Raw genomic sequence first — 20,117 nt, 5'->3', positions numbered from 1 at the left:
CGTCGCATGGCCGCGACCGCGCGTGAGGGGATCGCACAGGTGAGACCGGGGTTCGTGCTCGAGGTCGATGAGCGGACTCCTCCGCTGCTCGTCCATCAGGGTGAAGGGTTCGGGCTGGAGCGGTTCCCGCTCGGTACCCGGGTCGTCTACCCGCCGGAGTCCCTACCGGAGCTGGCGGATGTGGACGCGGCGATCGACCGGGCGCTGGCGGAGCCGGAGAACAGCGAGCCGCTGCGGGCACTGCTGCGTCCCGGGATGCGGCTGACGATCGCCTTCGACGACCTGTCGCTGCCGTTGCCGCCGATGCGCCGGCCCGACATCCGCCAGCGGGTGATCGAGCGGGTGCTGACGATGGCCGCCGAGGTCGGTGTCGACGACGTCGTACTGATCGTCGCCAACGCCCTGCACCGGCGGATGACCGCCGCCGAGATCGAAAGGGCCGTCGGGGAACGGGTGTTCCGGTCGTTCTGGCCGGACAACCTGTACAACCACGACGCCGAGGACAAGGACAACCTGACGCACATCGGTCTGACCGACAGCGGCGAGGACGTCGAGATCAACAGGCGGGCCGCCGAGTCGGACCTGCTGGTCTACGTCAACGTGAACATGGTGGCCATGGACGGCGGTCACAAGTCGGTGCCGATCGGGCTCGCGTCCTACAACAGTCTGCGACACCACCACAACAGCCACACGATGGTCCACTCGCGCTCGTTCATGGATCACACCCGCTCGGCCATGCACTCCTCCGCGTGGCGGATGGGCCGGCTGCTGGCCGACCATCTGAAGATATTCACGGTGGAGACGACCGTGAACAACGCCTCGTTCCCGTCCCGGTACGCGTTCTTGATGAAGCGGGAGTGGGAGTGGTCCGTCCGCGACCAGGCGATGGCTTTCGGGATGTCACGGGGGCTCGCCGCGATGCCGGTGCGGGCCCGCCGCAAGCTCTTCGGCGACCTTGTCGCCGACTACGGGGTGACCGGCGTCCACGCGGGTGAGACCGAGGCCGTGCATGCGAAGACGCTCGCGAACGTGCACCGCCAGCAGCTCGTCGAGGTCAACGGGCAGAGCGACGTCCTTGTCGTGGGCCTGCCCTATCTGGGGCCCTACAACGTCAACTCGGTGATGAACCCGATCCTCGCGATGTGCCTGGGGCTCGGGTACTTCTTCAACATGTACCGGGGGCAGCCGCTGGTCCGTCGTGGTGGAGCGATGATCCTCTACCATCCGGTGACGCCGGAGTTCTCCCAGTTGCATCATCCGTCGTACGTGGACTTCTTCGAGGAGGTTCTCGCCGAGTCCACCGATCCGGCGACGATCGAGGCCACCTTCGAGAAGCAGTACGCGACCGACCCCTGGTACACCCACTTGTACCGCACCTCGCACGCCTACCACGGTGTCCACCCGTTCTACATGTGGTACTGGGGTGCGCATGCGATGGACCACCTGGGAGACGTGGTGTGGGTCGGCGGTGACCGTGCGGCATGCGCGCGGATGGGTTTCCGTGCCGCGTCCACCCTGGCGGACGCGTTGGAGATGGTGTCCGCGACGGTGGGCCGTGACCCGTCCCTGACCTACCTGCATTCCCCGCCGCACGCCATCGCGGACGTGCGGTGATGGCGCGTCGGCCGGCCGGGGTCGGCCTGCGTGAGGTGGCCCGTGCCTGGCGTTGGGGGTCACGGCCGCCGGTGCCGCGCTCGGCTGAATCCCACCGGCCGCCGGTGGTGGCGAAGGAGTTCCCGACCGCATGGGCGCGTACCCCCGCGATGCGGGCGGCCCGGGTTGCGGCCCTACAGGTCGGCATGAGGCCGCTCCTGGACGCGAACCTGGCACTTTCGGTAGCCGGGCTGGACGCGATCGAAGGGTTGCGCACACCCGCGGTTTTCGTCTCGAACCATGCGAGCCACCTGGATGCGCCGCTGCTGCTGTGTGCGCTGCCGCGCGGCGTGCGGGAGCGCACCGCCGTGGCCGCCGCCGCCGACTACTTTTTCGACAGCTGGTGGCGGGGCCTGTCCACAACCTTCCTGTTCGCGACCGTGCCGATCGAGCGCCGCGGGGGCGCGCCCTCGACCGCGCCGGCCGACCTGCTTGCCGACGGCTGGAATCTGGTGATCTTTCCGGAGGGTACCCGGTCGTCCGACGGCCGGCTTGCCCGGTTCCGGTTCGGCGCGGCCCATCTGGCGATCACCTGTGGCGTTCCGGTGGTCCCGGTCGCGATCCGGGGTAGTTTCGCCGCGATGCCGCGCGGTCGGGCGTGGCCGGTTGCGGGCCGTCCCGGGGTGTCCGTGCGGTTCGGCCGGCCCATGCATCCGACGACACATCCAGCAGCAGAGGATCTTCGGTCGTTCACCAGCCGTGTCGCGGTCGAGGTGTCCCGGCTGCTGGACGAGGACACCACCACCTGGTGGGAGTCGCTACGTGCCGTGCCGGCCCCTTCTCCAGCGCCGGTCGGGTCGAGACGTACCCCCCGTGAGGCCCGCTGGCGGCGGGTCTGGGAGTCGACCGAACCCGTGGGCCAGGGCAGGGTGTCCTCCCCCTGGGATGTCCCGCGCAGGGGCTCCGGAAGCGTGGTGTCGCCGGATCGGCAACCCCTGTGATCGAATGTGAGAACGGTCACACCTGCCCGAAAATGTGGATAACCCTGTCCACAGGCCGGTGGGCATCCATCTCGTGGCTGGGGATCACCTGTGGGTAACCGCGGACCTGCCTGACGGGACCGATGTCAAGGGTTGATTCCAGATCCCCCAGGCCCGTCACTGGGTCCATGGACCTGCGCAACCAGCCCCGCCGTTCCAGCCAACAGCCCCGTTTCGACCAGCTCCGCCGGTTGGACGCCGGCCGGCCGGCGTCCGGATTCCTGCCGCCGAGCGTCGCCCGGGTGGCGGACCGGACCCGGCTGTCCGCCGAGCTGCTCGCCGCGATCATGGAGGTTGAGGAGCGCACCCGGGTGTCCCTCGACGACATCGAACGCGCGGACGCGCTCGCCGACCGGCTGCTCGCCCGCCGTCGCGACCGTCGCCGCCTCGCCGCCTCGGCCTGAGCCACGTCGATCCATCCTGTGGATAACCATGCGTTGTCCACAGATCGTGGTCGGATCTGGTACGCAGGGTGTGGGACGATCAGTGTGGCGTCATGGCTGAGAGGAGCCCATCATGGCGTTCATGGCGGTTGCGTACGAGGATCTCCCGGTCCGCGAGGACGGGTTCACCGTCGAGGATCTGGCGGGGATGCCGGACGACGGCCGGCGTTACGAGCTGGTGGATGGGGTGCTCCTGGTGAGCCCCGCCCCCCGTTGGGAACACCAACGTGCCTGCCTGGAGCTGGCGATCGCGTTCACCAACGCCTGTCCTGCGGACCTGGTCGCCTTCGCACCCACTCCGGATGTACGTCGGGGTGAGCGGACGAGCGTCCAGCCGGACGTGTGCGTGGTCCGCCGGGCGGATCTGGTCCGTGGGCAGGGGTACCTGGCCGTGCCGGTACTCGCGGTCGAGGTGCTCTCCCCCAGCAGCGTCGGCGTCGACCGGCTACTCAAACGCGACGTCTACGCCCGCCTCGGTGTCCCGCACTACTGGATCGTCGACGCGGACAAGCCCTCGATCACCACCCTGGCCCTCCGCGACGGCGAAAGCGAATACGCCGAAACCACGACCGTCCACGACGACCAGACACTGACCGTCACCGATCCCTTCCCTGTCGCGATCAACCCCGCCCAGCTCGTCCTCGCCTAATGAGCCGGCTCGCCGTGGTGCGGGTGGCTGTGGTGCGGATGGCCGTCCAGATGATGGTGGCGGCCGTGTGGATGGGTCGGGTCGTCCGGGTGGTCGTGCGGGGTCTGCGCCGCACCGACCCGGTGGGCGAACCCGGGCAGGGCGACCCGGTACAGGCAGGTGTCGCAGTTCATCCGGATGTCACCGTCGAGTGCCTCACCGAAGCGTTCGAGTACCAGGTCTACCAGCCCGTCGCTGTCGCCCAGCAGGCCCGCGCATCGCACGTCGACGCCGCGATGCTCGGCGGCCCAGCCACGGGCCTGGGCGACGACGCGGTCCGGGAGGACACCTGCGAACAGGAAGTACGGCGCCACCACGATCCGCGACGCCCCCAGCCGGCGGCAACGCTCCAGACCGGCCGGCACCCCCGGGTCGGCCAGGCTGATGAACGCCGGTTCGACGCCGGCGAACCCGCGTCCCTCCCACAGCAGCCGGGCGACCTTGGCGATCTCGGCGTTGGCGTCCGGGTCGGTGGAGCCGCGGCTGACCAGCAGCACCGTCGTGTCCGCGCGGTCGCGGCGGGGGCACACCGTCCCGATCCGCTCGTCCAGCGCGGCCAGCAGCGTCGGATGCGGGCCGAGGGGCCGTCCGTAGGTGTAGTCCAGGCCGGGATGGCGGGTGCGTTCCCGGGCGAGCGCGCCGGGAATGTCACCCTTGGAGTGCCCGGCGGCGACCAGGGTCATCGGCACCACGGCGAGCCGGCGCTGGCCGGTCGCGACCAGCCGGGCCACCGCATCGGCCACGGGTGGACTCGACAGCTCGATGAACCCGCCGTCCACCACCGTCTCGCCGGCCCGTTTGCGGACCCGGTCGACGAACGCCTGGAACTGCGACACCCCGGGCGCGCTGCGCGTCCCATGCCCGACGAGCAGCAGGGCGGGTCTCGACTGCGCAAGGTCTGCCTGTCCCACGGCGGTCACGGGCGCACCCCCTCGTACAGCAACGCGTTGAGCGCGGCGGCGGCCACGGCCGCCCCACCCTTCTCCGACCGGTTCGAGACCGCTGGCAGGCCCGAGGCGCGCAGCGCCTCCTTGGCCTCGACCGCGCCGACGAAACCGACCGGCATGCCGACGACGAGCGCCGGCCGGGCGACGTCGGCCAGTGCGAGCAGGTGCGCCAGCGCGGTCGGCGCGCATCCGATCACCCACACCGCGCCCGGGCCGACCTCGTCGAGGGCGAGTTCGACGGCCGCGGCCGAACGGGTCAGACCGTCGCTGGTGGCCGCGACCGGGTCGACGTCGGCGAGTCGGCACACCACGTCCCGGGTGGTGATGCCCGCGACCGTCATCCGCACGTCGGCGACAACCGGTGCGCCCGCGGCGAGCGTGGCAACACCGTCGCGCAGGGCGTCCTCGTCGCAGATCAGGTCGGTGGCGTAGTCGATGTCGGCGCTGGCGTGCACGACCCGTTCGATCACCGCGCGGGTCAGTGGCGGCAGGTGCCGGGTGTCCGGGCCCGCCGCGGCGAGGCGTGCCCGCAGGATCGCGTAGGAGTGTTGTTCGATCGGATGCGCCACCCGTCCGCCCACGCTGTTCATCGCGCCGCCGCCCTGGCATCGACGGCGTCGATCGCGTCGACCGGGCAGATCTCGGCGCACTCCCCGCACCCGGTGCAGTGACCGGTGAGGATGACCGGGGCCCGGCCGCCACCGGGCCGCGATGGCCCCGGCCGCAGTGCGTGTTCGGGACAGGTGACAAGGCAGGCCCCGCACCCCGCGCATCCCTCGGCGCGAATCTGGTAGATCAGCTCCATCTGTATCCCCTCGGAGTGACAACACGGCCTGCCACGACGCGGGTCCAGGTGCTGCCGACCACGACCGTCGTGGTCATGCCGACGAGATCGAGACCGGTGTCCGCCGTGTCCGGATCCGTCAGTTCGGAGAGCGTCGTGACGGTGACCCGTTGACCGGAGCGGAAGGCGTCCGTGACGATCCCGACCGGGGTCGACGGCGGCCGGTGGGCGGCCAGCAGGTCCAGCGCCCGCGGCAGCTGCCAGGTCCGTGTCCTGCTCCGCGGGTTGTAGAAGGCGACGACGAGATCGGCCTGCGCCGCAGCCCGGACCCGCCGTTCGATCACCTCCCAGGGCGTGTGCAGGTCCGACAAACTGATCATCATGTGGTCGTGGCCGAGCGGCGCTCCGAGCAGGGCCGCGGCGGACAGCGCCGCGGTCACCCCGGGAACGCCCACCACGTCGAAGGAGTCGTCCGCCTGGTCCAACGCCGGGCTGCCCATCGCGTACACCCCGGCGTCCCCACTGCCGAGCAGTGCCACCGCGTGCCCTGCGCGGGCCGCGTCCACGGCCATGCCGGCGCGTGCCTCCTCCGAACCAAGGCCGCTGGCCAGCACCCGTGCGCCCGGCCGGATCAGGTCGGCGACGGCGTCGACGTACTGGTCCAGGCCGACGATCACGCTTGCCCGGGCAAGTTCGCGGGCGGCCCGGGGAGTGAGCAGGTCCCGTTCACCCGGACCGAGACCGATGATCGCCAACCGGCCGCGGGGACGGTGGCGGGCCACTGCCACGGTTGCGTGTGCGCTGGCCCGCTTGGGCACGACCAGTTCGCCGCCGGCGGGCGCGTGGCCGTCAGCATCGAGCAGGCTCGCCGCCTCGGCGACGCTCGCGGTGCCGACGACGGCCCGTACCACTTCGGAGGGATGCGGGACGTCGACGGCCGCGAGCGTCGCGGCCGGGTGGATGACCAGCGGCCAGCCCCGTGCGTGCGCCGCGGCGACGATGCCCGCTTCGTCCCGTTTAGCGTCGATGGTCGCGAGGTGGCGCACCGCCAGCGGTGACAGGCCCGCGTCGGCCAGGGCGGCATCGACGAGGTCCAGTATCTCCCCGGCGGGCGCGCCGCGGCTCGCGCCGACCCCGACGACGAGGCTCGGGGGTCGGTAGACCACGGTTGGTCCGGCCGGCGGGACCAACCGGCTGGTGACGGCGAGCCGGTCGGTGACGAAGATGGCCGGCCCCACCGCGCGTTCGTGTTGGCGGTCCCGGTCCCGGTCGCAGGCGCCGGCCACCAGGACCGTCGGGGGCAGCGGGGGAAGCGGCCAGACGGCGTCCGCGTGCAGGGTCACCGGCTCGCCCGACAGGATGGCCACGCCCACGGCAGCGAGCGGGGAACCGGGTTCGACGCGCAGGCCGATGTCGGCGCCGAACGAGTCGAGTGCGGTGGTGGCGGAGGCGTCGCTGGCGGTGGTGACAACCGCGGTCGCGCCGAGCGTGGCGGCGACACGTTCCGCCAGCTTGTTGGCTCCCCCGCCGTGCCCGCCGACAAGGGCGACCGCCCACCGGCGTGCCTCGTCCACGCAGACCACACCCGGACCTCGGCCCTTGTCCGCGAGGGTCCCGGCCGTGTGCGGTTCGTCGGCCAGCAGCCGTACCGTCGCGCCCGTGGCGAGGAAGCAGACCACCCCCACGCATTCGGCGACCGCGGCGGCGAGCGCCTCGCGGGCCGTACCGCCGTAGACGCGGGCGTCGGGCCAGGCATGCGCCAGTTCGTCCGCGGCGGTGCGGCCGGCGGCGGTCACCGCGACCAGGCCGATGCCGGACCTGCTCTGTGTCATCTCCGCCGTCATCGTGTTCCCCAGACCACGACGATCGGGTTCGTCGCGGCCAGCCGCAGTACGCCGTCCGGGAGCGGTCGTAGCCGGGACGCGGCGAGCTGGGTCCCGGCGACGTCGAGGCCGGCGGCTGCGAGCGCGTCCCAGGTGGGCCTGACCCGGTCGATGGCGGCCAGGGCGACGACCACCACGCGCCTGGCGTGCCGCGCGCAGGCGGTGACCACATCCGGTCCGCCGCCGCCGACGAACACCGCGTCCGGTGTGGGCAGGTCCGTGAGTATGTCCGGTGCGGTGCCGGTGACAACCTGGATCGACACCCGGTGTGTGCGGGCGTTCACCTGGGCGTGGTCGCACGCGTCCGGATCGTGATCGATAGCGATCACGCCGGCGCCGAGGCGCGCGCATTCGACCGCCACCGAACCGCTGCCGGTGCCGACGTCCCAGACGAGGTCACCCGGCCCCGGGCCGAGTCGTGCCAGGGCCATCGCCCGCACCTCCACCTTGCTGATCATCGAGTCGCGGTGGGTGAACGCGGCCTCGGCCAGCGCCCAACCGGGTGGGGACGGCCGGGGTGGGAACAGCCAGCCGGCATCCCCCTCGTCCGCCCCCGGATCCGTTGGATCTATGTCTGTTGGATCCGTTCCTGTGCAACGGCCGGTATCCCGCACGATGACCACGTTCGGATCGCGCCAGTCACTACGGGTAGCGGCCTGCTCCGGCGTGCACCAGGCGGTCCGTTCGGTGGGCATCCCGAGCCCCTCGGCGACGAACATCCGTCGGGGCAGTCCGGCGAGCGCCGCGCCGAGCCTGGACGGATCGCCCGCCGGCCCGGTCAGCACCGCCACGGTGTGGTGTGCGCGGCAGACGTTCACGGCCCGGTCCAGGCGGCGGCCGTGCGCGCTGACCACCATCGCGTCCTCCCAGGGCAGTCCGGCCCGGGCGAACGCGAGGGTGACGGAGGATGCCGCGGGCAGCACCTCGACGTCCAGGTCGTGGCGCCGCAGCGCCCGGACGATACCGAAGAATCCCGGGTCGCCGCTGGCGAGGACCGCCGCCGGTCCCCCACCCGCGGCCAGGTGCGCGGTCAGCTCAGCAAGACCCGCCGAGACGTTACCGAAGGTGATTGTCTGTGTGTCCGGGGGCAGGATCGGTCCGAGTGCGTCGAGGTGACGACGCCCGCCGGCGATCAGCGACGCGGCGGCCAGCGCGCGGGCCGCGGGTTGCGTGAGCGGACGGCCGTCCCAGCCGATCACCGTCACCCGGTTCATGGTGCAGATCCGCATGGGCCGACCCACGCCGGTTCGGTAGCGGCGACGCAGGACGTCCCGGTGAAGTCGACCATGGCAACCCGGGCCCGCAGGCGTCTCTCGGTGAACCGGGTGAGAACGTCTGCGACCCGGGCGCAGAGCAGGTCACCGGCTGCCCGCAGCAGGCCCGCGGCGTCCCACAGCTCGTGGGCGTGCCGTGCGCTGTTGGCCGCGGCGACCGCCGCCACCAGGCCGGGGTCGCCGGCGGCGGCGGCGGTGATCCCGGCGAGCAGGTCCGCGGAGACCTTCGACCGGGTGTAATGCGTCATCAGGATGCCTGCGGCGAGTTTGGTGAGCTTGCCGGCCATGCCGACGAAGACCACGTCCGTCATGCCGACTTCGACCGCCCGGCGCAGCGCCGCTCCGGTGAAGTCGCCGACCTCGACGAAGCACACCTGGGGCAGCACGGGTAACAGCCGGACGGCTGCCTTTTCGGTCCGGCCACCGGTGGCCAGCACGATCGTGCGCTGGTCCTGGGCGGCGGCCACCGCCACGGCCTGCTCCACCGACGCTCGCCATGACGCCGTGGAGAACGGCCGGACGATACCTGTGGTGCCGAGAATCGAGATCCCGCCGAGGATGCCGAGCCGGGCGTTAGTGGTCCGCCGTGCCATCCGTTCCCCGTCCGGGACGCTGATCACGACGCGTAGCCCGTGGGTGTCGAGGTCGACGACCTCCCCGACCGACTGGGCGATCATCGACCGGGGTATCGGGTTGATCGCCGCTTCGCCGACGGGAAGACCGAGGCCGGGTTTTGTCACGACCCCGACCCCGACGCCGCCGTCGATCCTCAGACCGGTCCGCGCCCGCCAGGTCACCGTCGCGGTCAGGTGCGCGCCGTGCGTCACGTCCGGGTCGTCTCCGGCATCCTTGATCACAACCGCCTCGGCGGTGCGGCCGTCGTCCAGCGCGCACCGCTCGACCGGGAACAACACCCGCTGACCGGACGGCAGCCCGATCTCGATCTCCCGTGGCACCACACCGGAGATCAGCGCTGTGCTTGCGGCTTTCGCGGCGGCGGCCGAACAGGTCCCGGTTGTCCAGCCGGTACGCAGCGCGTCCGGTCGGACCTTGGCGGTGCGCGGCAGATCCGGTTCGCGTAGCGGAACCGGTTCGGAGACAGGAGTCGGTTCGCGTAGCGGAACCGGTTCGGAGACAGGAGTCGGTTCGCGTAGCGGAACCGGTTCGGAGCCGCTCACGCCGGTGGCTCCCCGGACGCCTCGGGAAGGTCACGGGGCTGGTTGCGATCGCGCAGCGCGGTCCGGGCGGTCCGCTCCGCCCTGCGGAACCCATGGAAGTGACCCGGGTGATAGAGGTGCGAGCGGGTCCCACCGGCCGTGAGCGCCGGGCCGACCAGCACCAGCGTGTGCTTCCACAGTTTGTGTGCACGGACCGTGGCCGCGAGTTCCGCGAGTGTGCACCACACGATCAGCTCGTCCGGCCAGCTCACCCGGTAGGCAACCACGCAGGGTGTCTCCGGCGGGTAGCCCCCGTCGGTGAGCTCGTCCTGGAGCTGACCGGACCGGGCCGCCGACAGGAACAGCGCCATCGTCGTGCCGTGGGAGGCGAACCGGGCGACCTCCTCACCGGGAGGCATCGGGGTCTTCCCGCCACCGAGGCGGGTCAGGATCACCGACTGGGCCACCTCCGGGATGGTCAGTTCACGGCGCACGGACGCGGCGGCCGCGGTGAAGCTGCTGACCCCGGGCACGATCGCCGTCGCGAGCCCGAGATCGGCACATATCTCCAGTTGTTCGGCCACCGCCCCCCACAGTGCCGGATCGCCCGAGTGGACCCGGGCGACGGCGAGGTGGTGGTGAGCGGCCCGCCGGTAGATGTCTCGGACACCTTCCAGGGGAAGCTCGGCCGAATCGATGATCTCCGCGTCGGCCCGCGCGTGCGCAAGAACGTCCGGGTGCACCAGGGAGGAGGCCCAGATCACCACGTCGGCCTCGCTGATCACCCGGGCGCCGCGCAGGGTGATCAGGTCCGCGGCCCCGGGACCGGCCCCGACGAACGTCACCCGTCCACCGCCGGCGGCTCCGTCCGCTGGTCCGGTCATGTCGGCCACTGCCGCCGCCGGGTGGAGATCAGCGTGGACAGGTAGGGGCCGGACTGGTCGCGGGGCAGGTCGCCGGCCGGGCGGACATCGCAGTCCGCCAGGCCCAGCGCGGCTCCGTAGACGGCCGCGCCGCCCGTGCCGTCGAGTCGGTCGGCCTCGGCCAGAACCTCCAGGACCTGCGGTAACGCGCGCCCCCCCTTGTATGCGATCACCGTGTCGTGGTCGGCGACCGCCCGGCGGTAGGCATCCACCCCGGCGGTCAGCGGCAGCAACGCGACCGTCTCGGTGCCGATGGCCAGCACTGTGCCGGATCGGGCGGCGAGGTCCTGCAGTGCCATGATCCCGGGTATGGTTTCGACGGTGACGCCCGGTAGCAGGACGCGGACCCGGGTGGCCAGTGTGGTGAAGGTCGAGTAGACGTTCGGGTCACCGATGGTGGCGAACGCGATGGTGCCTGCCGGACGCGCGCGCAGGGCTTTGGCGACGACGGCCGCCGGGGTGTCGTAGTCGGCGTCGCCGGTCATCGCGAACGGCAGATGTCGGATCCGATCGTGGGTGACGTGCGCCCGCACGGTCGCCTCCGCCCGTCCGGGCGGCGGCACCCCGTCACTGACCGGGACGAACACGACGTCGGCCCGCTCCAGTACCCCGACCGCCTTGACCGTCACCAGGTCCGGGTCGCCGGGACCGACACCGACCCCCACCAAAAGACCGGCCTTCGGCGCTGCGCCGTTGTTCATCCCGCACCTCCCGATCCCCGTCCGAATGATCCCCGAGCCCGGCCGGCGGCCGCGACGAACCGTTCGGCCACGCCGGGCACACCCGCCCAGTGCAGGTGCAGGTAGGAGGCGTGCACCTGGCCGCGTACGAAACCCTCCGTAACGAAACCCTCTGTCCGGTGGCCGACCTGCCAGGCGGGTTGTGTCGATGCACGGACCGGGTTGTCGGGCAGGGCCACCCTGGGCAGGGCCGAGGTGCGGTGGAACTCGTGCGCGGTCACCGGGGTACCGGCTGTGGCCACCGGGCTGTCGCAGGCGGCCACAGCCCGGCGGTAGCCGAGAGTAAGGCCTGGCCCCATCGCCATGTCGGTGTCGAGCACCCCGCACATCGGATGTCCGTCCAGGGAGCGGGCGAGGTAGAGCAGGCCCGCGCATTCGGCGACGATCGGCGCATTGCGGTGTGCCAGCGCCGCAACCTGGGCGCGCAGGTTCGTGTTCGCGGCGAGTGCTGACGCGTGCTCCTCGGGGAAGCCCCCACCGATGACCAGCCCGTCCGTGCCGTCCGGGAGAGTCTCGTCACGCAGCGGGTCGACGACGACGACCTCGGCTCCGGCCGCACGGAGCAACTCGACCTGCTCGACGTAACCGAACGTGAACGCCGGCCCGCCCGCGACCGCGATCCGCACCGGCCGGCCCAGGGCCGCCGGTGCCTCGACGGCTCTGGTCGACGTCCAGGGCCGGGCGTCCAGCGCCGATGCCGAGCGGGCGACGGCGAGCACAGCATCAAGATCGCAGGATGCGGCGATCAGCGCACCGAGCGCCCGCACGGCATCGGACGCCGCGGGCGCGCGTTCGGCCGCGGGCACGAGCCCGAGATGGCGGGACGGCACGGCGACGCGGTTGTCGCGGCGCAGCACCCCGAGCACGGGGATGGCGAGGCCCGCGACCGCGTCCCGCAGCAGTCGTTCGTGGCCGGCGGAACCGACCCGGTTGAAGACCACTCCGGCCAGGCGCACCCGGTCGTCCCAGCCTGCGAAGCCTGCGACGGTGGCGGCCACCGATCTGCCGGTGGCGGACGCGTCGACCACCAGCACGACCGGGGCGTCCAGCAGACGGGCGATGTGGGCGGCGGAGGCGAAGTCGACGGGCTGCCCGGGTTCGGGTACCGACACCCCGTCGAACAGGCCCATCACCCCTTCGATGATGGCGATGTCGGCGTCGCGCGCGCCGTGCGCGAACAGCGGTCCGATCCGGTGCTCCCCGCAGAGCACGGCGTCGAGGTTGCGACCGGGGCGTGCGGCGGCCAGGGCGTGGTAGCTCGGGTCGATGTAGTCCGGGCCGACCTTGTGCGGGGACACCCGCAGGCCGCGGGCGGTGAAGGCGGCCATCAGCCCGGTGGCCACGGTGGTCTTGCCCGACCCGCTCGCCGGCGCGGCGATCACCAGACGGGGGACGGTCACCATTCGATCCCCCGCTGGCCTTTCTGACCGGCGTCCATCGGATGCTTCACCTTGGTCATCTCGGTGACGAGGTCGGCGGCGTCGAGCAGCGCGGGTGGCGCGGCGCGGCCGGTCACGACCACATGCTGGCGCCCCGGCCGGGTACGCAGCACCTCGACGACCTCGTCGGTGTCGATCCATCCCCATTTCAACGGGTAGGTGAGTTCGTCGAGGACGTACAGCCGGTAGGTTTCGGTGGCCAGGTCCCGGCAGATCTGCGCCCAGCCCTCCCGGGCGGCCTCGGCAGGCTCGGCCGCCGGGTCGATCCGGCGCTGCACCCAGCTCCAGCCCTCACCCATCTTGTGCCAGGTGACCGGGCCGCCCTCGCCGCCGGCGCCCAGGGTCCGCAGCGCCCGTTCCTCCCCGATCCGCCACTTCGCGGACTTGACGAACTGGAACACCCCTACCGGCCAGCCCTGTGCCCAGCCGCGTAGCGCCAGTCCGAACGCCGCGGTCGACTTTCCTTTGCCGTCACCGGTGTGGACGATCAGTAACGCCTGGTCCCGGCGTTGCCGGGTGGTCAGGCCGTCATCAGGCACGGCGGTGGGCTGTCCCTGTGGCATGTCTAGGCGGCCCTTCGCTGGTGGGCGGTGCCGGCCGCGAGGGCGTCGAGCGGGACGGTCGAGCCGCCGAGCGCGGTCGCGAGGCGTCCGGCCAGACCCAGGCGGACGTGCCCGCTCTCGCAGTCGACGACGACACTCGCCACCCCTGCGCGGGCCAGCGCCTGCGCGGCGGCGAACGGGTCCGGGCCCGCGGTGGACCGGCCATCGGTGACGACGACGAGCAGCGGACGGCGGTCGGGGTCCCGTCGGCGTTCGGTTGCGAGGACCTCCCCGGCGCGGGCGAGTCCGGCCGCGAGCGGGGTGCGCCCGCCGGTCGGCAGGGACGCGAGCCGTGCGGCGCCCACCTCCACGCTGGACGTCGGCGCCAGCACGACCTCGGCGCCGGACCCCCTGAAGGTGATCATCCCGATTCGGTCGCGGCGCTGATAGGCGTCCAGCAGGAGGGACAGCACGGCGGTGGTGACGGTACGCATCCGGGTTCGGGCGGCCATGGAACCGCTGGCGTCCACCACGAACAGGACGAGGTTGCCCTCACGTCCCGCCCGGACCGCTCCACGCCGGTCGGATGGTCGCAGCACCAGCCCCGGGCCGGAGCGTCCGCGACGATGCTGCCACGGCGCGGCTGCCCGCAGGGTCGCCGGCAGGTGCAGCCCGGGTGCGTCCGGGGATGCGGTCACGACCGCGCCGTGGGAGGTGCGGGCACGTGACCGCCGGCCGGCCGCACCGAGGTTCGTCCCGGTACCGGGGATCTCCAGGCGGCGGGGACGCAACGACGGGCCGGGCGGTCCGGGCGGGCGGCCGGGCGGGGAGGGAGAGGCGCTGTCGGCCGGCGTACCCGTGTCGCTGTGCTCCGCCGGGCGCTGCCACTGTTCCGCCGGGCGCTGTTCGGGTGCGCGTGGGGCCGGCGGACCGGCCTGCGCGGCAGGTCGCCCACCGCCTCCACCGCCACCAGCGGTCGGCGGTCCGCCATGGTCGGGGTCGGGGTCGGGGTCCGGGTCGGGGTCCGGGTCGGGGTCGGGGGGAGCTTCCCCCGCGCGCTCGAGCGCCTCGGTGAGGACGTCCTCGTCCAGACCGGGAGCGTCGAACGGGCCGCGGCGGCGCCGGTGCGGGAGGGCGAGGCGAGCCGCCCGGCGGACGTCGTCGGCGTCGACGTTCGCCCGGCCTTCCCACGCGGCCAGCGCGATCGCGGCCCGGGCCACGACCACGTCCGCGCGCATCCCGTCCACGTCGAACGCCGCGCAGACCGCGGTGACCTGGCGCAACGCCGCGTCGGGCAGCTCGACGGCGGGCAGTCGGTCGCGGGCGGCGGCGATCCGGGTGGCGAGCGCGGCGTCCTCGCCCGCCCAACGGGCGGCGAACGCCGTCGGGTCGGCGTCGTAGGCCAGCCGTCGGCGTACGACCTCCGCACGCACCTGCGGGTCCCTGCTCGCGGCGACCTCGACGGTCAGTCCGAAGCGGTCGAGCAGCTGCGGGCGCAGCTCGCCTTCTTCCGGGTTCATCGTCCCGACCAGCAGGAACCGGGCCGCGTGGCGGACCGACACCCCGTCGCGTTCGACATGGGCGATGCCGAGGGCGGCCGCGTCCAGCAGCAGGTCGACGAGATGGTCGTGCAGGAGGTTGACCTCGTCGACGTAGAGCAGGCCACGGTGGGCGGCGGCGAGCAGTCCGGGACGCAGCGCGGTGACACCTTCGGTGAGCGCCCGGTCCAGGTCGATCGCCCCGGTGACCCGGTCCTCGGAGGCGCCTACGGGCAGTTCCACCAGCCGGGCCGTCCGGGTCGTCGGCCGGGCCTCGGGTGGGTGCGGGCCGTCCGGGCAGTCGGGGTCGGGCCCGGCCGGGTCGCAGGAGAACCGGCAGCCGGTCACCACGCTGACCGGTGGGAGCAGTGCGGCGAGCCCACGCACCGCCGTCGATTTGGCGGTGCCCTTCTCGCCGCGGACGAGTACCCCACCGATGGCCGGTGACACGGCGTTGAGGACGAGTGCGAGCCGTAGGTCGTCCATGCCCACCACCGCGGACAGCGGGTAGGCCGTCATCCTTGCTCGAACTGGGCGCCGAACTGCGAACGGGCGCCGAACTGTACGCCGGAGATGAGCTGACGGGTGTACGGGGGCATGCCGCGGTCCTCCCTCGGGTTTCCTCGCCCTCGGTAACGGTGCGGACGGCCGGAGTATCCTGACTTCCGGATCGGCGCTTCCCCTCGGCCTTCCAACCGCATTCACGGCCGTGACACATGGTGAGAGGTTGCTCCCCGGTGACAGTGGCGGGACCGCGCCGGATTCCCACCGGCTTCCTCCACTGCCGTCGCGCACCCCAGCATGACACAACGGACCTGCATGCGGCGGTCAACCGTGACGTGCGTCCACCTGGGTACAGGCCTCTACCCATCGCATGATCATTAAGCCTGACATGGTCCGCGACTACCGGGTAGGGGCTGCCTGCGTATCGTGACAGCTGCCAGGATTTCCTGCCGTGGGGGAACGATGCTTGGTTTCGGATGGTTCACAGGTGTTTGTTCCGGTTGCGGAGTAGCCGTCCCGCAATGATTATTGATCGTGCGCGGGTTGCCGCGGCACTGCCCGCATACGAGCTGGGGGGCGAGCTCGGCGCCGGTGGCTTCGGGTTGGTCCTGAAGGGCCGGCACCGTCGCCTTGACCGCGATGTCGCGGTCAAGGTACTGGCAGCGGCCGACGACGGCGCTCCGGCGGGCTTCGCCGCCGAGGCGCGGGTACTCGCGGGGATGGACCATCCGCATGTTGTCCGGATCTACGATTATGTCGAGGACGACGAGCTCTGTCTGATCATTATGGAGCTGCTGGCCGGCGGAACCCTCACCCGGCGCCGGGGTGGGATGCCCCCCGAAGGCGCCTGCTCGGTCGGACTGGCCGTTGCTGAGGCTCTGTCCTGTGCGCACGACCAGGGCGTGCTGCATCGTGACATCAAGTCGGACAACATGATGTTCGACGGTCATGATCTGCTGAAGGTGACCGACTTCGGCATCTCGAAGATATTCGAAGGGACGGCGGTCAGCGCGAGCGCCGTCGTGGGAACCCCCAAGTACATGGCCCCCGAGCAGATCACCGGCGGCCGGCTCGGGCCGGCAACCGACATCTACGCACTCGGTGTCGTCCTGTACGAGCTGCTCGCCGGAGTGCCGCCCTTCGACCCGAAGTTGCCGCCGCTCGCGCTGTACCACCACCACCTCAGCACCACGCCTCCACCACCTGCCGGAATTCCGGTACCGGTGACGAACGTCGTCATGCGCGCCCTCGCCAAGAACCCTGCCGAGCGGCACCCTTCCACCCGGGCGTTCGCGCTCGACCTCGCCCAGGCCGCTGCCCACGGCTACGGCCCGCGCTGGACCTCTCGGTCCGGCATCGTTGTCCGCCTCAGGGACGAGGTACGGGAAGCCGCGGAACGCACCCCCGCCCCCACGGCCATGCATCAGGCTCCCATGCATCAGGCTCCACAGCCCACGTTCCACATGCCGATGCAGCCGCCTGCCCCACCGGTTCCGTCGGTTCCCCCTACCCCCGGGCCGGTTCGACCGGTTCCGCCCCCACCGGGCCGGACTGTCCCACCGGTATTGTCGTCCGCCCCTCGTCCGGTGTCGGCCCGTCCGGCAAGGCGGTTTCGGGGGCTGCGTAGTCTCGGATGGACCGCCGGCGGCCTGTTCCTCTTTTTCGTCGTGGTGTGTTGCGTCTACATAGCGGTGGTACCGCAGTCCTTTCAGAATGACCCCGACGCCAGTGTCGACTTCGGCGAGTTCTGGGGATGGGCTTTCCTGCTCTTCACGATCAGCTTGTTCGGCTCTCCGTTCGTGTTTGCATGGCAGGTGTGGCGGCTGCGCCCCACGCCGGTATCCGTCGTGCCGGGACAGCCGTGGGCCTGGAAGCGGCCGAACAAAATCGAATGGAATCTGAATATCAATAATTCCCCCAGTCATACCTTGACGGTTCAGCTTCCTGGCCCGCACGTAGCCGTCGCTTTGAGTGGCGATCTCCGCGCTGCTGTCCCTCTGCCGTATCCCGTTCGGCTCTGGTGGGCGTTGCATGACAGCGCGGACGGGACCGTGCTCATGCAAGGTCATATTCCGTTGGTGCGGGGGCAAACTGATCCGCTACATCGGCAGATGTTCACTCCGCGCACGGTCCAACGGGTCACCCTGGTACTACGCGTCGAGACCCCGCAATCCGAGCTTCGTCAAGTGAACTCCTCCCACATGACCAGTCCCCGGCCCATCCGTGTGACGTGGCAGTGGCCGGGGGTGTATGGACCAGTTTCTGGTCAATAAGGGGGTGGATCGTCTTCCGGGCTGTGGGGCTTGGATTCGTCACAGGGTGTGGCATCGGGTTCGGGTGTGATGTGGTAGGTGCGTTTCTCCGGGCTGGTCCAGGTGAAGTGGCCGGGTGTGGGCTGGTGCAGTGTCCAGCTGTTTTCGTGTTTCAACCGGTGGTGATGGCGGCACAGGAGGCCGAGGTCGCAGGACCGGGCGGGTTTCGCGCAGCCGGGGAAACGGCAGGTGCGGTCCCGGGTCTGGATGTGGCGGGCGAGCGCCGGTGAAGGGAACCGGCGGCGGCCGACCTCCCGCAGGCGGCCGTCGGCCGGGTCGGTGAGGATCCGCCGCCAGGTGGCGTGTTCGGCCAGCGCGCGGGCCAGGGCGGCGGGGATCGGCCCGTAGCCGGCCAGCTCGCCGGGGGTGTCGGTCAGGCCGAGCAGGGTAGTGGCGGGGACGGTGACAGCGATCTCGATGCGGACCCTGCCCCGGTCGTGGCCGAGGAGCAGGTCGGTGAGAATGTCGGCGCGGCGTTCATCGATGCCGCGGGAATCGCCAGGACCGCTGCTACGGCGAGCGAGACCGTCGATGCGCTGGTAGGCGGCCTGGGCCTCGACAGCCGGGAGCAGCGCCCACAGTTCGGCCATGCCGTCCTCGACCGGGCGGAGGTGTACCTGGCGGTCGCGGCGGGCATGGCGGTGGCGGGCTGCGGCACCGGCGGGGTCGACCGCTAGGACCGTACGGCGCAGCGCGTCGCGGAACCGGGCATGACTGGCCCGCCCACCGCCGGTCAGTATCCGTTGCTCCACCTGTGATGCCTGGGCGTGCGACAGGGCTCCAGTGGCCTCGGCGAGCGCCCGGGCCCGGAGCAGGTCGATCGTCCCGGCTGCCAACGCGTCCACGGTCGCAGGCAACCGGCCGGTCAGGGTGTGCGCGAGGTCGAGCTGGCCGGCGGCGGCGGTCGGGGACACGGCAAGTTCGGCGGCGACCTCGTCGGCCGCGAACTCGCAGAACCCCCGACCGGAACCGGCCGCGGCGGGCCGCAGCCGGGTGAACCGGTCCTGCGCGCGGACCATGACCGCATCCCAGTAGGCCCGCTGCCGAGCCGCCCGGACCATCAGAGTCAGGCAGCTATCCGCATCCAGCCCCTCCACGTCCACCGACTTCGGCTGGGCATGATCGGACCCGGGGGTGACCGTCACCCCCACGTCGGCGCGGACCGCGCCGGCAGCACGCCCGTTTTCTTCGAACATATGTTCAGTCTAGCCGATGGATCCGACAACGAGGGACTTTTTTGGACAAGACCGGCAGTGTCGCCGGAGGGCCTTCGAAGCCGAACTCGACGCCTGGGCCCGCACCGCCACCGACGCCCTGCGACCGGGCGGACGCCTCGTCGTCGTAGTCGCCTTCGAGTTCCGGGTAGATCTGTTGCAGGGTGTCGACGGTGGCATCGTTAACGTAGCCGGATCGGGTCGCATAGATGATGAGGTGTCGGTTGAGAGGCGTCGTGGTTGTCACGGGTGGCAGCCGCGGTATCGGTGCGGCTACGGCAATACTGCTGTCCCAGCGGGGCTGGGATGTGTGTATCGGTTTCCGGGAAGCCGCCGAGCCAGCCCGTATGGTCGTGGCTGCCTGCGAAGCCGCCGGTGTGGCCGCGCTCGCCGTACCCGCCGACGTCACGTCTCCGGACGGGATCGCGGCGCTGTTCGAGGCCGCCGGCCGTCTGGGAAAGGTGACCGCGCTGGTCAACAACGCGGGCATCGTCGCCGCACCCACCAGGGTTGAGGACATGACCGGTGAACGACTCGTCCAGATGTTCACGGTCAACGTCATCGGTGCCTTCCTGTGCGCCGGCCATGCGATTCGGCACATGTCCACACGACATGGCGGAACAGGAGGAGTAATCGTCAACGTCTCCTCCGCAGCTGCTCGCCTCGGCAGCCCCGCCGAATACGTCGACTACGCCGCGTCCAAGGGCGCCATCGATACGATGACAATCGGTCTGGCCAAGGAGGTCGCCCAAGACGGTATCCGGGTCAACGCCGTTCGCCCCGGGCTCATCCATACCGGTATCCATGCTGGTAACGGCCAGCCTGGCCGTGTCGAGCGGCTCGCCTCGGCCGTCCCGGTGGGACGCGGAGGCGAGCCCGGCGAAGTAGCCCACGCGATCGCCTGGCTGTGTTCATCCGAAGCGTCCTATGTGACCGGCGCGATCCTTGACGTTACCGGCGGCCGATAGACAGACCGGCCGGTAACGGAACTTTTCGTTCCTCTGCTGCCAGTCTCGGGGGCCTCGAATCCAGCTCTGTCGCATCCCATGACTCCGGCAAAAGGCGAGCATCCCGTCCGCCATCCCGTCCGCCATCC

At 71.3% G+C, this 20,117-nt stretch carries 19 protein-coding genes and 1 riboswitch; of the genes, 6 read left to right on the top strand and 13 right to left on the bottom strand.

Going from position 1 to position 20,117, the window contains the following annotated elements:
• The first annotated feature begins 6 nt into the window (after positions 1 to 6).
• The 4 genes from larAH (at position 7) to NBW77_RS00780 (ending at position 3,725) form a co-directional block, all read left to right on the top strand.
• Complete coding sequence (larAH, locus tag NBW77_RS00795) at positions 7 to 1,614, top strand: NPN-dependent hydroxyacid isomerase, LarAH14/15/16 family (protein ID WP_131746901.1); 1,608 nt, start codon at positions 7 to 9, stop codon at positions 1,612 to 1,614.
• On the top strand, positions 1,614 to 2,594 hold the full coding sequence (locus NBW77_RS00790) for a lysophospholipid acyltransferase family protein (RefSeq protein WP_131746900.1): 981 nt from the start codon (positions 1,614 to 1,616) through the stop codon (positions 2,592 to 2,594). Before larAH ends, NBW77_RS00790 begins: the two co-directional genes overlap by 1 nt.
• Before the next feature lie 167 nt (positions 2,595 to 2,761).
• Positions 2,762 to 3,037 (top strand): hypothetical protein, encoded by a 276-nt coding sequence (locus NBW77_RS00785; protein ID WP_242605854.1) that lies wholly within the window; start codon positions 2,762 to 2,764, stop codon positions 3,035 to 3,037.
• Between the two features lie 112 nt (positions 3,038 to 3,149).
• Positions 3,150 to 3,725: a Uma2 family endonuclease gene (locus NBW77_RS00780; protein ID WP_207387022.1), complete on the top strand. Its 576-nt coding sequence runs from the start codon at positions 3,150 to 3,152 to the stop codon at positions 3,723 to 3,725.
• On the opposite strand, the gene NBW77_RS00775 is transcribed toward NBW77_RS00780, so the two are convergent.
• The 11 genes from NBW77_RS00775 to NBW77_RS00725 are packed head-to-tail and all read right to left on the bottom strand — an operon-like array spanning position 3,722 to position 15,510.
• Positions 3,722 to 4,684, bottom strand: a complete 963-nt coding sequence (locus NBW77_RS00775; protein ID WP_250279134.1) for a sirohydrochlorin chelatase — start codon at positions 4,682 to 4,684, stop codon at positions 3,722 to 3,724. The genes NBW77_RS00780 and NBW77_RS00775 overlap by 4 nt on opposite strands.
• Entirely contained in the window at positions 4,681 to 5,301 is a 621-nt protein-coding gene (locus tag NBW77_RS00770) for a precorrin-8X methylmutase (RefSeq protein WP_250279133.1), read from the bottom strand. Before NBW77_RS00770 ends, NBW77_RS00775 begins: the two co-directional genes overlap by 4 nt.
• Positions 5,298 to 5,516, bottom strand: a complete 219-nt coding sequence (locus tag NBW77_RS00765; protein ID WP_131746899.1) for a 4Fe-4S binding protein — start codon at positions 5,514 to 5,516, stop codon at positions 5,298 to 5,300. The genes NBW77_RS00770 and NBW77_RS00765 overlap by 4 nt, the downstream gene beginning before the upstream one ends.
• Entirely contained in the window at positions 5,507 to 7,327 is a 1,821-nt protein-coding gene (cobJ, locus tag NBW77_RS00760) for a precorrin-3B C(17)-methyltransferase (RefSeq protein ID WP_131746898.1), read from the bottom strand. Before cobJ ends, NBW77_RS00765 begins: the two co-directional genes overlap by 10 nt.
• Before the next feature lie 8 nt (positions 7,328 to 7,335).
• Positions 7,336 to 8,592, bottom strand: a complete 1,257-nt coding sequence (cbiE, locus tag NBW77_RS00755; RefSeq protein WP_131746903.1) for a precorrin-6y C5,15-methyltransferase (decarboxylating) subunit CbiE — start codon at positions 8,590 to 8,592, stop codon at positions 7,336 to 7,338.
• The gene (locus NBW77_RS00750) at positions 8,589 to 9,830 is read right to left on the bottom strand and encodes a cobalt-precorrin-5B (C(1))-methyltransferase (RefSeq protein WP_250279132.1); all 1,242 of its coding nucleotides are present in this window, start codon (positions 9,828 to 9,830) and stop codon (positions 8,589 to 8,591) included. Before NBW77_RS00750 ends, cbiE begins: the two co-directional genes overlap by 4 nt.
• On the bottom strand, positions 9,827 to 10,693 hold the full coding sequence (cobM, locus tag NBW77_RS00745) for a precorrin-4 C(11)-methyltransferase (RefSeq protein ID WP_250279131.1): 867 nt from the start codon (positions 10,691 to 10,693) through the stop codon (positions 9,827 to 9,829). Before cobM ends, NBW77_RS00750 begins: the two co-directional genes overlap by 4 nt.
• Complete coding sequence (cobI, locus tag NBW77_RS00740; protein WP_250279130.1) at positions 10,690 to 11,433, bottom strand: precorrin-2 C(20)-methyltransferase; 744 nt, start codon at positions 11,431 to 11,433, stop codon at positions 10,690 to 10,692. Before cobI ends, cobM begins: the two co-directional genes overlap by 4 nt.
• Complete coding sequence (locus NBW77_RS00735) at positions 11,430 to 12,875, bottom strand: cobyrinic acid a,c-diamide synthase CobB (RefSeq protein WP_131746896.1); 1,446 nt, start codon at positions 12,873 to 12,875, stop codon at positions 11,430 to 11,432. Before NBW77_RS00735 ends, cobI begins: the two co-directional genes overlap by 4 nt.
• The gene (gene cobO, locus NBW77_RS00730; protein ID WP_250279129.1) at positions 12,869 to 13,474 is read right to left on the bottom strand and encodes a cob(I)yrinic acid a,c-diamide adenosyltransferase; all 606 of its coding nucleotides are present in this window, start codon (positions 13,472 to 13,474) and stop codon (positions 12,869 to 12,871) included. The genes NBW77_RS00735 and cobO overlap by 7 nt, the downstream gene beginning before the upstream one ends.
• 2 nt (positions 13,475 to 13,476) lie before the next feature.
• Entirely contained in the window at positions 13,477 to 15,510 is a 2,034-nt protein-coding gene (locus NBW77_RS00725; RefSeq protein ID WP_250279128.1) for a VWA domain-containing protein, read from the bottom strand.
• A gap of 114 nt (positions 15,511 to 15,624) precedes the next feature.
• A riboswitch (cobalamin riboswitch) is annotated at positions 15,625 to 15,825 on the bottom strand.
• Between the two features lie 191 nt (positions 15,826 to 16,016).
• On the opposite strand from NBW77_RS00725, the gene NBW77_RS00720 reads away from it, so the two are divergent.
• Positions 16,017 to 17,768: a serine/threonine-protein kinase gene (locus NBW77_RS00720; protein WP_131746894.1), complete on the top strand. Its 1,752-nt coding sequence runs from the start codon at positions 16,017 to 16,019 to the stop codon at positions 17,766 to 17,768.
• On the opposite strand, the gene NBW77_RS00715 is transcribed toward NBW77_RS00720, so the two are convergent.
• A complete protein-coding gene (locus NBW77_RS00715; RefSeq protein ID WP_131746859.1) occupies positions 17,762 to 19,003 on the bottom strand; it encodes a DUF222 domain-containing protein in 1,242 nt (413 codons plus the stop codon). The two genes, NBW77_RS00720 and NBW77_RS00715, sit on opposite strands and share 7 nt — an antisense overlap.
• A 4-nt stretch (positions 19,004 to 19,007) precedes the next feature.
• Complete coding sequence (locus NBW77_RS00710; RefSeq protein WP_131746858.1) at positions 19,008 to 19,268, bottom strand: hypothetical protein; 261 nt, start codon at positions 19,266 to 19,268, stop codon at positions 19,008 to 19,010.
• Between NBW77_RS00710 and NBW77_RS00705 the strand changes: the two genes are divergently transcribed.
• Positions 19,258 to 19,989 carry an SDR family oxidoreductase gene (locus tag NBW77_RS00705; protein WP_242605845.1) on the top strand — a complete coding sequence of 244 codons (732 nt, stop codon included), beginning with the start codon at positions 19,258 to 19,260 and terminating at the stop codon, positions 19,987 to 19,989. The two genes, NBW77_RS00710 and NBW77_RS00705, sit on opposite strands and share 11 nt — an antisense overlap.
• The last annotated feature ends 128 nt before the right edge of the window (positions 19,990 to 20,117 follow it).

The sequence above is a fragment of the Frankia sp. Cppng1_Ct_nod genome (assembly GCF_920656135.1).
Taxonomy (GTDB): Bacteria; Actinomycetota; Actinomycetes; order Frankiales; family Frankiaceae; genus Protofrankia; species Protofrankia meridionalis.
Note: the sequence above shows the minus strand (reverse complement) of the source record. Positions and strands in the feature narration are given on the sequence as shown.

What these genes read in the sequence shown, in the direction of transcription:
- NBW77_RS00720 (WP_131746894.1), top strand. Translation starts at nt 16,017, where the DNA reads ATGATTATTGATCGTGCGCGGGTTGCCGCGGCACTGCCCGCATACGAG.
- NBW77_RS00735 (WP_131746896.1), bottom strand. Translation starts at nt 12,875, where the DNA reads ATGGTGACCGTCCCCCGTCTGGTGATCGCCGCGCCGGCGAGCGGGTCG.
- NBW77_RS00725 (WP_250279128.1), bottom strand. Translation starts at nt 15,510, where the DNA reads ATGACGGCCTACCCGCTGTCCGCGGTGGTGGGCATGGACGACCTACGG.
- NBW77_RS00765 (WP_131746899.1), bottom strand. Translation starts at nt 5,516, where the DNA reads ATGGAGCTGATCTACCAGATTCGCGCCGAGGGATGCGCGGGGTGCGGG.
- NBW77_RS00790 (WP_131746900.1), top strand. Translation starts at nt 1,614, where the DNA reads ATGGCGCGTCGGCCGGCCGGGGTCGGCCTGCGTGAGGTGGCCCGTGCC.
- cobI (WP_250279130.1), bottom strand. Translation starts at nt 11,433, where the DNA reads ATGAACAACGGCGCAGCGCCGAAGGCCGGTCTTTTGGTGGGGGTCGGT.
- cobM (WP_250279131.1), bottom strand. Translation starts at nt 10,693, where the DNA reads ATGACCGGACCAGCGGACGGAGCCGCCGGCGGTGGACGGGTGACGTTC.
- NBW77_RS00780 (WP_207387022.1), top strand. Translation starts at nt 3,150, where the DNA reads ATGGCGTTCATGGCGGTTGCGTACGAGGATCTCCCGGTCCGCGAGGAC.
- cobO (WP_250279129.1), bottom strand. Translation starts at nt 13,474, where the DNA reads ATGCCACAGGGACAGCCCACCGCCGTGCCTGATGACGGCCTGACCACC.
- cbiE (WP_131746903.1), bottom strand. Translation starts at nt 8,592, where the DNA reads ATGAACCGGGTGACGGTGATCGGCTGGGACGGCCGTCCGCTCACGCAA.
- larAH (WP_131746901.1), top strand. Translation starts at nt 7, where the DNA reads ATGGCCGCGACCGCGCGTGAGGGGATCGCACAGGTGAGACCGGGGTTC.
- NBW77_RS00715 (WP_131746859.1), bottom strand. Translation starts at nt 19,003, where the DNA reads ATGTTCGAAGAAAACGGGCGTGCTGCCGGCGCGGTCCGCGCCGACGTG.
- NBW77_RS00770 (WP_250279133.1), bottom strand. Translation starts at nt 5,301, where the DNA reads ATGAACAGCGTGGGCGGACGGGTGGCGCATCCGATCGAACAACACTCC.
- NBW77_RS00785 (WP_242605854.1), top strand. Translation starts at nt 2,762, where the DNA reads ATGGACCTGCGCAACCAGCCCCGCCGTTCCAGCCAACAGCCCCGTTTC.
- cobJ (WP_131746898.1), bottom strand. Translation starts at nt 7,327, where the DNA reads ATGACACAGAGCAGGTCCGGCATCGGCCTGGTCGCGGTGACCGCCGCC.